We start from the raw sequence: 14,409 nt of genomic DNA on the forward strand, positions 1-14,409 counted from the left end.
TGAGCACAGCGGTCCTCACGGCACGCTGGACGGGTCCGAGAAGCGCGGGTCCGTCAGGAACTCCGTGTCGGTGAGCGACTCGAGGAACGCCAAGACGTCTTCCTTCTCCTCCGCGGTCAACGTGAAGCCTCTCACGAAGCCACTTTGCAGCGGACTGGCCTCGCCGCCGCGCACCCGCCGCGCGTGTCCTCCCGCGGCGTAGTGGTCCAGCACGTCCGACAGCGTGGCCAGACTGCCGTCATGCATGTACGGCCCGGTGACGGCCACGTTGCGCAGGGACGGCGCGCGGAAGCGGCCCATGTCCTCGGGACGGCCCGTCAGCTCGATGAGGCCCGGGTCCTTCGCCGGATACGCCCCCTGCCCGTCCACGTTGTACAGGCCCGTGTTGTGGTAGGGGAAGATGGGCTCGGACGTCGTCTCGTGCACCGTGGCGTCCTGGAAGTTGAAGCCGGAGTGGCAATGGTCACACTCCAGCCGCTCCGAGAAGAACAACTCCATGCCCCGCTTCTGCTGCCGCGTCATGGCCTCCACGTCATTGCCATACACATAGCGGTCATACGCGGAGTTGCCGGAGATGAGGGTGCGCTGGAACGACGCCAGCGCCCGCGTCAGCGTGGCCACGGACACGGGCTCCACGGCCTCCGGAAACGCGCGCTGGAACTCCGCCTCCAGTTCCGGGACCGCGCGCAGTCGGCCGAGCAACTCCTCTTCCCTGTCACCGAAGCCCAACTCCACCGGCTCCTTGCCGAACAAGGGCACCAACGCCTGCGCCTCCAGCGTCGTGAGCGAGGGATTCGCCCAGGTGAGACTCGTGGCATAGGCGACGTTGGCCAGCCCCTGGGAGTTGCGGCGGTGCGTCTCGCCCGTGCTGCCCTGCGACGTCATCAGGGGCTCGGTGAAGGCCCGCGCCGGGTCATGGCAGGACGCGCAGGACTGCGTCTCGTTCCGTGACAGGCGCACGTCGAAGAAGAGCCTCCGGCCCAACTGCACCTTCTCCTCCGTCATCGGATTGTCCGCGGGCACTCGCGGCGTGGGAAACCCCGTGGGCAGCTTCCACACGTAGCGCTCCGCCTCGCCGTCCTTGCCGCCACAACCCGCGCCCAGCCAGGCCAGCACCGCCAGTACCCCTGCTCTTCTTCCCACGCGCCACGCCATGACGTCCCCCTCCTACTCCGCCTTGATGAACGCCTGAGGCCCCGGTGCCAGCTCCTGGCTCCGGTGCGTCAGCCCCATCCGGCTGAACACGGGCGCGCAGTCCGGGTCCGCCTGCTGCGACATGCACCCCACGGAGGTGTTGGGCACCTCCGCGTTCTCGTCCAGGTTCGAGCCTGAGAAGAGCGCCCCCAAATCCAGCACCACCTTGCCAGACGCCAGGTCGAACGAGTCCAGGGCCACCTCCGGACGGTTGCCGAACGTACATCCCGCGGTGCCGTTCGTCTGGCCCTCCGGCGGCGGTGCACAGTCCGTGCTCCCCAGGTGCATGACGTGCCCTTCGGGAAGTCCCTTCGTCCGGCCTTCGATGCGCGTGAAGAGATAGCCCGAGCGCCAGCCCCAGTAGAGGCTCGTGTCGTTCAGCGGCGAGGGCGCCGTGGACACGTCGAGGTGGTTCTGCGTCTCCGGCACGCCCAGCTTGAAGCGCAGGCCGGTGTAGGTGCCCTCGGGCGCCGTGCCGGTGATTCGCAGGTTCGTCGCCTGCGTGCCGTTGGTGCACAGGCCCGCCTTGTCCGCGAAGTCGAGCAGCGCCGTGCCTCGTGTCTGCCACCGCCCGTCCTGCTCGAGCTTCAGTGGCACCTCGATGCCGTCGGCCGTGACGAGCCGGACGTCGTGCAGGTACACGCGCAGGTCCATGGGCTCATACGTCGTCCCGGTCGTCCCCACCCCGGTGTAGATGCGGCCACATGCGAAGGGCTCGCTGCCCACCCGGGCCTCGAAGGGGATGGCGACTTCCATGCCATCGCCACAGCCCAGGACGCCCAGCAGCGCGAAGGGAAGCATACGGACGGCACGACGATGAGCGGACACCATGGCGGACTCCCTTGAAATGGAGTCTCCGCGTAACGCAATCCCGACGGGTGGTGAACGTGGCAAGTTGCCACAGGCCACTGTACTTGCCCCATGGAAGGAAGCAGGCGGCCAACCTCAACCGCCTTGCACGTTGTAGCCCGCGTCGCCGTAAGGCTTGAGCCGGTCCAACCAGAGCGCCTCCAGCACCTTCAGCTCCTCCTCCGGCGCCACCACGGGCTCGTCGGAAGGCTTCAGCACGTCGAGCACCTCGAAGGTGAACTGCTCCGCCCCGTAGCGCTTCCAGTCCTCCAGCAGCGTGGGCAGGCGGTCCATGCCCGTGGACAGCTCGAAGCGGATGCGATTGAGCATGCCCTGGACGTTGGCGCTCGCGCCCACCAGCACCTTGCCGTTGGCGAGGCAGCGCACGGCGTACACGCCCATGGGAGGCGGTGCTTCTCGGTAGGCACGTTTCAGTTCGGAGCGGCGGGAGCCAGCGGACATGGGAGACCTCGTGTCTGGGGAAGTTGAAGCGTGGGAAGGCGAATGCAGGGCGAACCGCTGGGCAAGCCGGGCCTGCGCGGCCCCATCCTTCGGCGCCATCCAGTCGCGGCCCATGAGCGACCAGTCCGCGTCCTCGGGGTCGACACCGAGCGCCTCGACGAGGCTGGCCTCGCAGACGAAGAACTGCTCGCGGAATGGAAAGAGGAAGCCGCCCTGCGTCCGCAGGGAGTCAGCGGCCTCCGCATAGGAGGAGAACCAGCGGTTGAGGTGGGAGCCGCCCACGGGGGCGAGCAGGTGCTCGAAGTCGAGCTCACGCACCTGCTTCAGCTCGCCCCAGGTGGCGTGCCCCTGCTCACGCGCGATGACAGTCAGCGCATGCTTGTGCTGCACCGTCTCCTTGCGCGCGAGCACCTCGCCCAAGGCCAGTCCCGCGAAGCCGGGCAGGACGCGCAGCCGCTCCGCTGCCTGGGCCGCGCGCGACGCATCCGCCGAAGCCAGCTCCTTGAGCAGGAGCGACGCGCGGACCTTGCATTCGTGGAGGGTGACGACGGTTCGCATGAAAAGTCCCTTGGCGTCGGCCCTCACCCGTTCGTGGGCCGTGGAAGGAACTCATCTGGAACTGTCGAACGGCGGAGAGAAGCGAGGGTGACGTCGTCTTTTCGGGCAGGCGCCCCTCGGCACCTGGGGGGAGTTAACGAGGCGGACCGTCCCGGTGCAAGCGCATTCAGACGTCCGCCGAGCCAGGCGCCAAGGCCTCGCCTGCCCGGTGGGATGGCTTGCAAGAGCAGTCCAGGCATCCGTGCGCGGCGCAGCTGCCGCAGCTTCGCTCCAGTTGCTTCTTCAGCGCCTCGCGCGCCACGCCCGGGACACCGCGCTCGACCAGGTCCACCTTCCGCAGGATGTCGGCGTACTCCGGCTTGAGCGTGGGCACCAGCACACCCACGCACCGCCGGCATCCGCCCCGGGCACCGGGCATTCCCGCCAAACCCTGACGTGAATGGAAGATGCCGTGACGGAAGTGAAAACCACACGAGGCATTGACAGACACCCGGGTCCACGCTTATTTCGTGCGCAGCATCAAGAGCGGCCGCCGCCTCGCGCGGTGGCCCGACAACCTGGAGTCGGACCTCCAAGGTGTCCAAACGATGCGGTTCGAGGAGCAGGGGCTCCCCGAGCAATCCAAGCGTCCGAAGCCGGAGGGCTCCCTCCCGCTTCGGTGAGAGAGGACCTCCGTGGTTCCATCCACCTGCTCCGCACCCGCACCGTTGACCGCCGCGACCGTGTTGCCCGTGCTTCGCCGCGCGCGCGTCACGCGTCGAATGCGCTGGCCCGGCGGCACGCGCTAGTCCGCCAGGGCTCCAACTCCAACCCATTCACTCTTCCCTCCGTGGGCGCTCGCGCGCCGCGTCTGGCCGGCGTGTGTCCGGCACAGGGCGCCGCGTCTGCCCTTCCCTTTCGAATCAGGGCCCGCCGGCCCCCTTGAGGTTCTTCAATGAGCAGCACGTCCCTGCAGGTGATGAAGTTCGGTGGCACGTCCGTGGGCTCACCCACGCGGCTCCGCCAGGTAGTGGAGCTGATTGGCAAGCACGCGCGGCAAGGCCCGCTGGCAGTGGTCGTCTCCGCGATGGGCGACACCACGGACTGGCTGCTGGACGCGGCCCACCTCGCCACCGAGGGTGACCTGGAAGGCGCGCTCGCGGTGGCCACGCGCATCGCCGACCTCGCGAAGGCCAACGCCGCGGCGCTGGCGCCCGGACAAGCCACCGCGCTGGCCGAGCGTGTCGACGGGCTCCTCGCGCCGCTGCGTCAGTTGCTCCATGGCGTCTCACTCACGCGAGAGTGCTCCGCCCCCACGAGAGACCGGGTGCTGTCGTTCGGTGAGTTGGTGTCCGCCACGCTGCTGGCGGAGCTGCTCACGGCCCATCGCACGCCCGCCACCTTCCGTGACGCGCGGCAGCTCCTGGTGACGGATGACCGCTTTGGCGCGGCGCGGGTGGACCTGGTTCGGACGCGGGAGCGACTCCAAGCCGCCCGGGAGACGTGGGGCGTCGAGGTGCCCGTGCTCCCCGGCTTCATCGCCGCGACGCCGGATGGACGCACCACCACGCTGGGCCGCAACGGCTCCGACTACACCGCGGCGCTGGTGGCCCAGGGCCTGGGCGCGTCGGAAGTCACGGTGTGGACGGACGTGCTCGGCCTGCACACCGCCGACCCGGAGCTGGTCACGGACGCCTACCCCGTGGCGCACCTCACCCATGGCGAGGGCCTGGAGCTGGCGGCGGTGGGTGCCCGCATGCTGCACCCGCGCACGATGATTCCGCTCATCGAGTCCGGAATCTCCCTGCGCATCCGCAACACCATGGAGCCGGAGCACCCGGGCACGCTCATCGACGCCATCGGTTCGCGCGACGGCCAGCGTCCCGCCTGCATCGCGACGCGCGAGGACCTGGCGCTGCTCGGCATCGAGGTGCGCAAGCTGTCCGACCAGTTCCAACTGGGGGAGCGCGTGCTGGCCGCGCTGCGAGAAGCGCGCGTCACGGTGTGGATGACCGCGCAGTCCGCCAATGGCCAGTCACTGGCCGTCGTCGTGCCTCGCCCCGACGCGGAGCACGCGCGGTCCGTGCTCGTCACCGAGCTGGCGCAGGAGCTGTCACGCCGCGAAGTGGAACCGCTGGAGGTCCGCCAGCCGGTGACGCTGCTGACGCTGGTGGCGGAGACCATGGGCCACGGCGTCAACGTGGCCGGGCGCTTCTTCAGCGCGCTGGGCGCGGTGGGCGTCAACGTGCGCGCCAGCGCCCAGGGTGCCAGCTCCCGCTCCCTTTCGTGTGTCGTCGACGCGGCGGACACCGCCGTCGCCGCGCGCACCACGCACGCGGCCTTCAACCTGGCCCATCAGCAGGTGAGCCTCTTCGTCCTCGGCCGAGGCACGGTGGGCGGACAACTGCTGGCCCAGCTGCGCGCCCAGCAAGCGCTGCTCCGGGACAGGCACGGCATCGCGCTGCGCGTCGTGGGGCTGGCGGACAGCAAGCGCGCGCTCTTCGACGCGGCGGGGCTCACGCTCGATGGCGTGGAGGCGCGGCTCGAAGGCGTGACGCCCGAGGCGCCCCAGGCGCGCACCCTGGTCCCCTTGTTGGACGCGCTCCGGCGGCTGCCCGTCCCCATCCTGGTCGACTGCACCGCCGCGGGCGGGTTGGAGGCGCTCTACACGGAGGCCTTCCAGCGCGGCATCCACGTGGTGGCGGCCAACAAGAAGCCGCTGGCGCTGCCGTGGGAGGCCCGCGAAGCGCTGGTGGACACGGCGCGCCGCAACCACGTCGCGTACCACTACGAGACGACGGTGGCGTCCAGCCTGCCCGTCATCGACACGCTGGCGAACCTGGTGCGCACCGGTGACACCGTTCGCCTCATCACCGCGTCCCTGTCCGGCAGCCTGGGCTTCATCTGCAACGAACTGACGGCCGGCGTGCCCCTGTCCCGGGCCGTCCGCACCGCCCGGGAGCGCGGCTTCACGGAGCCGGACCCTCGCGAGGACCTGAGCGGCACGGACGTCGCGCGCAAGGCGCTCATCCTCGCTCGGGAGCTGGGCCTGCCGCTCTCCCTGTCGGACGTGGCGCTGGAGCCCTTCGTCGCCACGGACGAATGCGCCAGCGTGGACTCGTTCTTCCAGGTGCTCGCCACGCAGGATGCGGCCTACGCGGAGCGCGTGGCCCGCTGCCGCCACGCCGGCACCGTGCTGCGCTACCTGGCACGCATCGACCCATCGAAGGCGGGCACAGGCAGTCCCGTCATCCGTGTGGGCCCCGTAGGCGTTGAAGCGGGCCACCCCGCGGCGGACCTCCGCGGCTCCGAGTCCTTCGTCTCCTTCACCACCACCCGCCACAGCGACTTCCCGCTCACCGTTCGAGGCGCGGGCGCGGGCGGCGCCGTCACCGCGTCCGGCGTGCTGGCGGACATCCTCCGCATCTCCCAGACGCTGCGCGGTCGCTGAGCGCGCCACCGAAAGGGTCCTCTCATGAAACTCGCCACCGCTCTCGTCCACGCCGGCGTGCGCCGCGACCCCACCACCGGCGCGGTCGCCGTCCCCATCTACCAATCCGCCACCTTCCAGCACCCCGCGCTCGGGCAATCCACCGGCTACGACTACTCGCGCACGCGAAACCCCACCCGCTCCGCGCTGGAGGATGCGCTGGCGCAACTGGAGGGTGGCAGCCGGGGCCTGGCCTTCAGCTCCGGCATGGCGGCGCTGCACTGTGCCCTCCAGCTCTTCGGCCCGGAGGACCACATCCTCCTCACCGAGGACCTCTACGGCGGCACCTACCGGCTGGTGGACCGCATCCTCCACGTCCCCTGCACCTTCGTGGACACCTCACACCCCAGCGCCGTGCGGGACGCGCTGCGCCCCAACACCCGCGCCATCGTCGTGGAGACGCCCACCAACCCGATGATGCGCACCGCCGACCTCTCCGAACTGGCGGCCATTGCCCGCAAGGCCGGGGTGCTGCTCATCGTCGACAACACCTTCCTCACGCCGTGGTTGCAACGCCCGCTGGAGCTGGGCGCGGACATCGTCGTGCACAGCGCGACGAAGTACCTGGCCGGACACAACGACGTCGTCGCGGGCGCGCTGGTGGTCAAGGACGCCGCGCTGGGCGAGCGGCTGGCGTACCTCCAGAACGGCATCGGCGCGATTCTCGGTCCGCAGGACGCGTACCTGGTGATTCGCGGCCTGAAGACGCTGGCCCTGCGCATGGAGCGGCACCAGGCCAACGCGCGGGAAGTGGCCGCGTGGCTGCGCGCCCACCCGGGCGTGGAGCGCGTCTTCTATCCCGGCGTGGGCGGAATGCTGTCCTTCACCGTCGCCCACGCGGCCCTGGTGCCCCAGGTGCTCGCGTCCGTGCAGTTGTGTCTCTTCGCCGAGTCGCTCGGCGGCGTTGAAACGCTCATCACCTACCCCACCACGCAGACCCACGCTGACATCCCCGCCGAGCGCCGGGAGGCGCTGGGCATCTCCGACCGGCTGCTCCGGCTCTCCGTAGGAATCGAGGACTCCCATGACATCATCGCCGACCTGGCCCAGGCGCTTCGCGACCCGTCTGCTGCACACGGGGCATGAGCAGGACCCCACCACGGGCGCCGCCGCTGTCCCCATCTACCAGGTGTCCATGTTCGACCAGCCGGGCCTGGAGACGCCCGGCGAGTTCGACTACGCGCGCTCCGGCAATCCCACGCGCAAGGCCCTGGAGGGCGTGCTCGCGGCACTGGACGAAGGCCACGCGGCCTTTGCCTTCGGCTCTGGCATGGCCGCCGTGTCCAGCGTGCTGATGCTCTTCAGCGCGGGGGACCACGTCGTCGTGACGGACGACTGTTACGGCGGCACCTACCGGGTGCTCACACGCGTCTTCAGCCGCTTCGGCCTGCAGGCCACCTTCGTGGACACCAGCGACCCGGACGCCGTGCGCGCAGCCCTCCGCCCCAACACACGAGCGCTGCTGGTGGAGAGCGTGAGCAATCCCTTCCTCAAGCGCACCGACATCCCCGCGATGGCGCGGGTGGCCCAGGCGCATGGGGCGCTGCTCATCGTGGACAACACGTTCCTGTCCCCGGCCCTCTCGCGTCCGCTGACCGAGGGCGCGGACATCGTCATCCACTCCGCCACCAAGTACCTCGGCGGCCACAGTGACGTCGTCGCCGGTGCGGTGGTGGTGAAGACGCCCGCGCTCGCGCAGGAGCTCGGCTTCCTCCAGAACGCGGTGGGCGCAGTGCTGGGACCCCAGGACTGCTTCCTCCTCCAGCGGGGCATCAAGACGCTGCAGGTCCGCCTGGAGCGACAGGTGCGCACGGCGGGAGCCCTGGCGAAGTGGCTCACCGAGCGGCCGGAGGTGCGGCGGGTCTTCTATCCGGGCACGGGCGCGGTGGTGTCGTTCCGGCTGGCCCAGGACACGCTGGCGGCGCCCTTCGTGGAATCGCTCCAGCTCCCCCTGCTGGGTGTGTCGCTGGGCGCGGTGGAGAGCATCGTCACCGTCCCTGCGCGGCACTCCCACGCCTCCGTGCCCGTCGCCGAGCGGGAGCGCCGAGGCATCACCGACGGACTCATCCGCTTCTCGGTGGGACTGGAGGACCTGGAGGACCTGCAAGAGGACTTCGTGCGGGCATTCACGCAGGCAGACCGCGCGGCGGCATAGGCCGTCAGGTTGACATGGCGCGTCGGCTCCATTACCTGTCTGTGCCGATGCTCGCTGGTTGCGCCATGTTCGGATTCTGTCGCGGAGGCATGTGTTGTCATGCCCCCACGGGTCCGTCCGTTCGCGCGCGCTGAGCCTCCCTCACGAAACGAACCGACGTTCCTCCCGGCCCGTTGCCTGCTTCGTCCAGGCACGGGCCGTCCTTCGCGCACCTCGTGCGAGCCCCCGTCCCACCTTCGCAGTCCCCAGGAGCAGTCCATGCGCGGCACCCCGGACACGAATGAGCAGCGGCCCCCTGGGCCCGCGCGAGCCACGCCCAGCCGGAGCGCCACGCCGTGATTGCGTTTCGCGGAGTCAGCAAGGTCTACACGGCGGGCGGGCGGGAGGTCGCGGCGCTGAGGAACGTGTCGCTCCGGGTGGAGGCCGGTGAAATCCACGGCGTGCTGGGACAGAGCGGCGCCGGCAAATCCACGCTCATCCGCTGCGCCAACCTCCTGGAGCGCCCCACCGAGGGCTCCGTCTCCGTCGACGGACAGGACTTGCTGGCCCTCAGTCCGGAGGCACTGCGCAAGGCACGCCAGGGCATCGGGATGATCTTCCAGCACTTCAACCTCTTCGGCTCGAAGACGGTGGCGGCGAACGTCGCGTACCCGCTGGAAGTGGCGGGCACCCCACGCGAGGCCATCCGCGAACGCGTGGAGGAGCTGCTGTCGCTCGTGGGACTGTCCGACAAGGCGCAGGCCTACCCCTCGCAGCTCTCCGGCGGACAGAAGCAGCGGGTGGGCATCGCGCGGGCGCTGGCGCCCCGGCCTCGCGTCCTGCTTTCCGACGAGGCCACCTCCGCGCTGGACCCGGAGACGACGCGCTCGGTGCTGGGGTTGCTGCGTGACATCAACCAGAAGCTCGGCGTGACGCTGCTCCTCATCACCCATCAGATGGACGTGGTGAAGGCCATCTGCGACTCGGTATCGGTGCTGGAGCGGGGACGGCTCGTGGAGCAGGGCAAGGTGACGGAGCTGCTCGCCCATCCCAGCACCCGGCTGCATCAACTGTGCTTTCCGGCCTTCGCCGCGCCGACGGACGCACCCTCGGGCCGCCGAGTGGCGCTGACGCTCGCGGGCGAGCACGCCCGGCGGCCCCTCCTGGGCACCCTGGCGCGCCAATTCGACGTGGACGCCCTGCTGGTCGAAGGCGCCATGGAGCGCGTGGGCAACACCCGCGTGGGGAGGCTCCTCGTCGACCTCCAGGGTTCCGCCGATGCCGTGAGCCAGGCACTCGCCTACCTGCGTGAGCAGGGACTGACGCTCGAGGAGGCCGCAAATGGATAGCCAGCTTCCGCGCCTGCTGGGCGTGGCCACCGGTGAGACGCTCTACATGACGTCCGTGGCCTCGGCGCTCGTCCTCCTCGCGGGACTGCCCTTGGGCGTGCTGCTGGTCGTCACGGACCGGGGTGGCCTGTGGGAACGTCCGGCGCTGAACCGGGTGCTGGGCACGCTCGTCAACGTGGGCCGCTCCATCCCGTTCATCATCCTCATGGTGGCCATCGTCCCGCTCACCCGCCTGCTGGTGGGCACCACCATCGGCACCACCGCCGCCATCGTTCCCCTGGTCGTGGCGGCCATTCCCTTCATGGGCCGCGTCGTCGAGCAGAGCCTCCGCGAAGTGGACGCCGGGCTGGTGGAGGCCGCCATCGCCATGGGCTCCACCCACCGCCGCATCGTCTTCCAGGTCCTCATTCCGGAGGCGCTGCCGTCGCTCGTGCGCGGCACCGCGCTCGTCATCATCAGCCTGCTGGGTTACAGCGCCATGGCGGGCGCGGTGGGCGGCGGCGGCCTGGGCGACCTCGCGGTGAAGTACGGCTACATGCGCTTCCGCACCGACGTCATGTTGGGCTGCCTGGTGGTGTTGCTGGTGCTGGTGCAGCTCGTCCAATGGCTGGGTGACGCGCTGGCCTCCCGCTTCGACCACACCGGCGCGCGCTCGTCGCGCTGACGCGCCCTCTCCTCCCCGCTGCCCCTGGAGTCTTCCGACATGAAGTCCCCCTCTCGTTCCCTGCTCACCCCGCTGCTGCTCTCCGTGACGCTGCTGCTCACGGCCTGCCAGAAGCAGGAGGCGTCCTCGGGCGAGTCTTCCGGCGTCCGCACGTTGAAGGTCGGCGTCAACCCGGTTCCCCACGGAGACATTCTCCGCGCCGCCGCCGCAGTGGCCCTGCGCGAGGGCGTGCGCGTCGACGTGGTGGAGTTCACCGACTACGTCCAGCCGAACATCGCGCTGTCTGACAAACAGCTCGACGCCAACTACTTCCAGCACGTGCCCTACCTGGAGCGCTTCGCCGGAGACAGGAAGCTCGCGTTGACGAGCGCCGGCCCGGTGCACCTGGAGCCCCTGGCGCTCTACTCCACGAAGTTCCGTCAGCTCGCGGAGCTTCCGGAGGGCGCGCAGGTGACGCTGCCCGCCGACCCCAGCAACCTGGCGCGGGCGCTGCGCCTGCTCGAAGCCCAGGGTCTGCTGCGCCTGCGCGAAGACGCGGGCGCCACGGCGACGGTGCGGGACGTGGTGGGCAACCCGCGCAAGCTCGACCTGCGGGAGATTGATGCGGAGCAGCAGCCTCGCACGCTGGAGGACGTGGCCGCCGCCGTCATCAACGGCAACTACTTCCTGGAGGCCCAGAAGCACCTGAAGCTGGACGCGAAGGTGCTGGCCCGCGAGGCGGCGCGGGAGAACCCCTACGCCAATGTGCTCGCCGTGCGTCAGGGTGACGAGCAGCGCCCCGAGGTGCGCACGCTGGTGAAGGCGCTCCAGTCCGACGACGTGCGCCGCTACATCGAGTCCACCTACGGCGGCGCGGTGGTGCCCGCCTTCTGACGGACGCCACGTCTTCCTTGCGCGCCGTGCCCGGTCCGAGCATGACAGGGGCTCGCGCGCGGGGCCCTCCCAGCCCCGCCAGGCGAGGGAGCGAGCACATGGCCTTGCGGTTCAAGAACCTCGATGGCAGCGGGCCGCAGCCGTTCAGCAGCATCTTCAAGTGGGCCGTGGCGGACAAGCTCGCCGGCCGCCGCCGCAAGGCCCCAGCCCGCGCCGAGGTCCCCCGCGTGGAGCCTGACCTCGCGCTGCTCGCCACGCCGCCCGCGACGGGAGAAGGCGCGCGGCTGACGTGGCTGGGGCATGCGAGCTGGCTCGTGCAGTTGGACGGACTGTCGCTGCTCATCGACCCGGTGCTGCGCGACGCCATCAGCGGCGTCATCCGGCGCAACGTCCCGCCCGGTGTCCCCCTGGAGAAGCTGCCGCCCATCACCGCCAGCCTCGTCTCCCACAACCACTACGACCACCTGGACCTGCCCACGCTGGAGAAGGTGGGCGCGCCCATCGTCACCGGCCTGGGCCATGCGCCGGTGTTCCGGGGCTCGGGCCTGGGCGTCACGGAGCTGGACTGGTGGCGCTCCACGCAGGTGGGCGCTGTCACGGTGCACTTCGTCCCCTCGCAGCACTGGAGCCGCCGCGGCCTCAACGACGTCAACGAGATGCTCTGGGGCGGCTTCGTCATCGAAGGCTCCAGCGCCCGCGTCTTCCACTCCGGCGACACCGCCTACTTCGAGGGCTTCAAGGAGATTGGCCTGCGCTACCCGGGCATCGACGCCGCGATGCTGCCCATTGGCGCGTATGACCCGGCCTGGTTCATGCGCCGTCAGCACATGAACCCCGAGGAAGCCGTGCAGGCCTTCGAGGACCTGGGCGCCGCGCGCTTCCTGGCCATGCACTGGGGCACCTTCAAGCTCACCGACGAGCCGCTCGACGAACCGCCCCGCCGCCTGGACGCGGAGTGGACCCGGCGGGGCCTGGCGCGTGAGCGCGTCGAAGTGCTGCCGGTAGGTGGAACACTCACCGTGCGCCACGGTTGAAACCCACCAGGGGCTATGTTGTGGGAAGGGCATGCTCCTGCCCACCCTCCTCGCCATGACGCTGCATCAGGCACCGTCGTCCCTCACCACCGTCTCCGAACAGAGCGGCTGGACGCGCACGGGCCGCTACTCGGAAGTGGAGTCTCTCTGCCGCGCCTTCCCCAAGGCGTTTCCCGGCAAGGTCCGCTGCGACACGGTTGGCACCACGCCGGAAGGCCGGCCGCTGCTTGCGCTCGTCGCCAGCGCGGATGGCACCCTCACGCCCGCCGCCGCGGCGCGCAAGCAGCGCCCCGTCGTCTTCTTCCAGGGCGGCATCCACTCCGGTGAGATTGACGGCAAGGACGCTGGCTTCTGGCTGCTGCGCGACCTGCTCGCCGGGAAGGAGCAGCCCGGCGTCCTCAAGCGCGTCACCGCCGTCTTCGTCCCCGTCTTCAACGTGGACGGCCATGAGCGCTTCGGCCCCAACCACCGTCCCAACCAGAATGGCCCCGAGGAGATGGGCTGGCGCGCCACCGCGCAGAACCTCAACCTCAACCGCGACTACGCCAAGGCGGAGGCCCCGGAGATGGTGGCCCTGCTGAAGTACCTCCACGCGTGGGACCCGCTCGTCTACGCCGACCTGCACGCCACCAACGGCGCCAAGTTCGAACATGACGTGTCCGTAGGCATCGAGCCGCAGAAGTCCGGACCGGCCGCGCTGCGCGAGCTGGGCGTGAAGCTGCGCGAGGAGCTCTTCACCGAGCTGGAGTCCCAGCAGCACCTGCCCGTGCCCTTCTACCCGTCCTTCATCGAGGACGATGATCCCAGCTCCGGCTTCGCCTACGGCGTGCCGCCGCCGCGCTTCAGCCATGCCTACTGGGCCGCGCACCGCCGCTTCGGCGTGCTGGTGGAGACACACTCATGGAAGCCCTATGCGGAGCGCGTGAAGGCCACGCGGAATATCGTGGCCAGCCTGCTGCGGCTGGTGGCCCGTGACGGCGCCGCCCTGCGCGCGGCGGTGAAGGCGGCGGACGCGGCGGACGCGGCCGGCAAGACGCGCGAGGTGGTGCTCACGTGGAAGAACACGGAGCAGAAGCGGACCATCGACTTCCGGGGCTACGCCTATGAGCGGGGCGCCTCCGACGTGTCCGGCCAGACGTGGATTCGCTACGACGACACGAAGCCCCAGGTCTGGAAGGTGCCCTACTTCGAGGAGATTCAGCCCGCGCTCACCGCCTCGCTGCCCGCGGGGGGCTACCTGGTTCCGCCCGCGCACGCCACCTGGGTGGAAGCGAAGCTGGCCGCGCACGGCCTGCGCTCGCAGCGCCTCGCCAAGCCCGTGGCCAGCGCGGCGGTGGAAAGCTTCCGCGCCACCGAGGCGAAGTGGAGCATCCAGTCCGTGGAGAACCGGCAGACGCTCAACGTGAAGGGCGCGTGGGAGCCGCAATCACAGACGCTCCCCGCGGGCACGCTGTACGTGCCGGTGGCGCAGGAGGGCGTGGAGCTGGTGGCGCACCTGTTTGAGCCCACGGGGCCGGACTCGCTGCTGTCCTGGGGCTTCTTCAACGCCCACTTCGAGCAGAAGGAGTACGTGGAGGACTACGTGCTGGAGCCCTTCGCGCGGGAGCTGCTCGCGAAGGACGCTTCGGTGAAGGCGGAGTGGGAAGCGAAGTTGAAGGACCCGGCCTTCGCCAAGGACGCGCGCGCCCGCCTGCGCTTCTTCTATGAGCGCCACCCGGCCCGCGACGTCCAGCTCCGCGTCTACCCCGTGCTGCGCATCCAGGCCGCGCCCCAGGGGTTGGCGGCGGTGAAGCCCGCGAAGCCGTAGGAAGCCTGGCCATGAA

At 70.0% G+C, this 14,409-nt stretch carries 11 protein-coding genes, 1 pseudogene and 1 riboswitch; of the genes and pseudogenes, 8 read left to right on the forward strand and 4 right to left on the reverse strand.

Annotation, left to right across the window (positions count from 1 at the left end; genetic code table 11):
- Positions 1 to 15 precede the first annotated feature (15 nt).
- The 4 genes and pseudogenes from FMQ63_RS02370 to FMQ63_RS02385 all read right to left on the reverse strand — a co-directional run.
- A complete protein-coding gene (locus FMQ63_RS02370; RefSeq protein ID WP_011551098.1) occupies positions 16 to 1,155 on the reverse strand; it encodes an MbnH family di-heme enzyme in 1,140 nt (379 codons plus the stop codon).
- A gap of 12 nt (positions 1,156 to 1,167) precedes the next feature.
- On the reverse strand, positions 1,168 to 1,995 hold the full coding sequence (locus FMQ63_RS02375; RefSeq protein WP_253764453.1) for an MbnP family copper-binding protein: 828 nt from the start codon (positions 1,993 to 1,995) through the stop codon (positions 1,168 to 1,170).
- A 144-nt stretch (positions 1,996 to 2,139) separates the two neighbouring features.
- The gene (locus FMQ63_RS02380) at positions 2,140 to 3,063 is read right to left on the reverse strand and encodes a GIY-YIG nuclease family protein (RefSeq protein ID WP_171452206.1); all 924 of its coding nucleotides are present in this window, start codon (positions 3,061 to 3,063) and stop codon (positions 2,140 to 2,142) included.
- A gap of 166 nt (positions 3,064 to 3,229) precedes the next feature.
- Positions 3,230 to 3,451 (reverse strand): annotated as a pseudogene (locus FMQ63_RS02385) (RNA polymerase subunit sigma-70); the annotation flags it as partial.
- Positions 3,452 to 3,574: 123 nt separating this feature from the next.
- Positions 3,575 to 3,697, forward strand: a riboswitch (SAM-I-IV-variant riboswitch).
- Between the two features lie 300 nt (positions 3,698 to 3,997).
- Here FMQ63_RS02385 and thrA point away from each other — a divergent pair.
- From thrA to FMQ63_RS02425, 8 genes are all read left to right on the forward strand, one after another.
- On the forward strand, positions 3,998 to 6,493 hold the full coding sequence (gene thrA, locus FMQ63_RS02390; protein WP_020478161.1) for a bifunctional aspartate kinase/homoserine dehydrogenase I: 2,496 nt from the start codon (positions 3,998 to 4,000) through the stop codon (positions 6,491 to 6,493).
- Positions 6,494 to 6,517: 24 nt separating this feature from the next.
- Positions 6,518 to 7,618 (forward strand): aminotransferase class I/II-fold pyridoxal phosphate-dependent enzyme, encoded by a 1,101-nt coding sequence (locus FMQ63_RS02395; RefSeq protein WP_011551091.1) that lies wholly within the window; start codon positions 6,518 to 6,520, stop codon positions 7,616 to 7,618.
- The gene (locus FMQ63_RS02400; RefSeq protein WP_011551090.1) at positions 7,557 to 8,687 is read left to right on the forward strand and encodes a PLP-dependent aspartate aminotransferase family protein; all 1,131 of its coding nucleotides are present in this window, start codon (positions 7,557 to 7,559) and stop codon (positions 8,685 to 8,687) included. The genes FMQ63_RS02395 and FMQ63_RS02400 overlap by 62 nt, the downstream gene beginning before the upstream one ends.
- Positions 8,688 to 9,022: 335 nt before the next feature.
- Entirely contained in the window at positions 9,023 to 10,015 is a 993-nt protein-coding gene (locus FMQ63_RS02405; RefSeq protein WP_011551089.1) for a methionine ABC transporter ATP-binding protein, read from the forward strand.
- Entirely contained in the window at positions 10,008 to 10,679 is a 672-nt protein-coding gene (locus tag FMQ63_RS02410; RefSeq protein ID WP_020478160.1) for a methionine ABC transporter permease, read from the forward strand. The genes FMQ63_RS02405 and FMQ63_RS02410 overlap by 8 nt, the downstream gene beginning before the upstream one ends.
- Positions 10,680 to 10,718: 39 nt before the next feature.
- Positions 10,719 to 11,552 carry a MetQ/NlpA family ABC transporter substrate-binding protein gene (locus tag FMQ63_RS02415; RefSeq protein ID WP_011551087.1) on the forward strand — a complete coding sequence of 278 codons (834 nt, stop codon included), beginning with the start codon at positions 10,719 to 10,721 and terminating at the stop codon, positions 11,550 to 11,552.
- Positions 11,553 to 11,650: 98 nt separating this feature from the next.
- Positions 11,651 to 12,586 carry an MBL fold metallo-hydrolase gene (locus tag FMQ63_RS02420; RefSeq protein WP_011551086.1) on the forward strand — a complete coding sequence of 312 codons (936 nt, stop codon included), beginning with the start codon at positions 11,651 to 11,653 and terminating at the stop codon, positions 12,584 to 12,586.
- Between the two features lie 31 nt (positions 12,587 to 12,617).
- A complete protein-coding gene (locus FMQ63_RS02425) occupies positions 12,618 to 14,393 on the forward strand; it encodes a M14 family metallopeptidase (RefSeq protein ID WP_011551085.1) in 1,776 nt (591 codons plus the stop codon).
- Positions 14,394 to 14,409 lie beyond the last annotated feature (16 nt).

This window comes from Myxococcus sp. CA005 (genome assembly GCF_006518205.1).
GTDB lineage: Bacteria > Myxococcota > Myxococcia > Myxococcales > Myxococcaceae > Myxococcus > Myxococcus xanthus.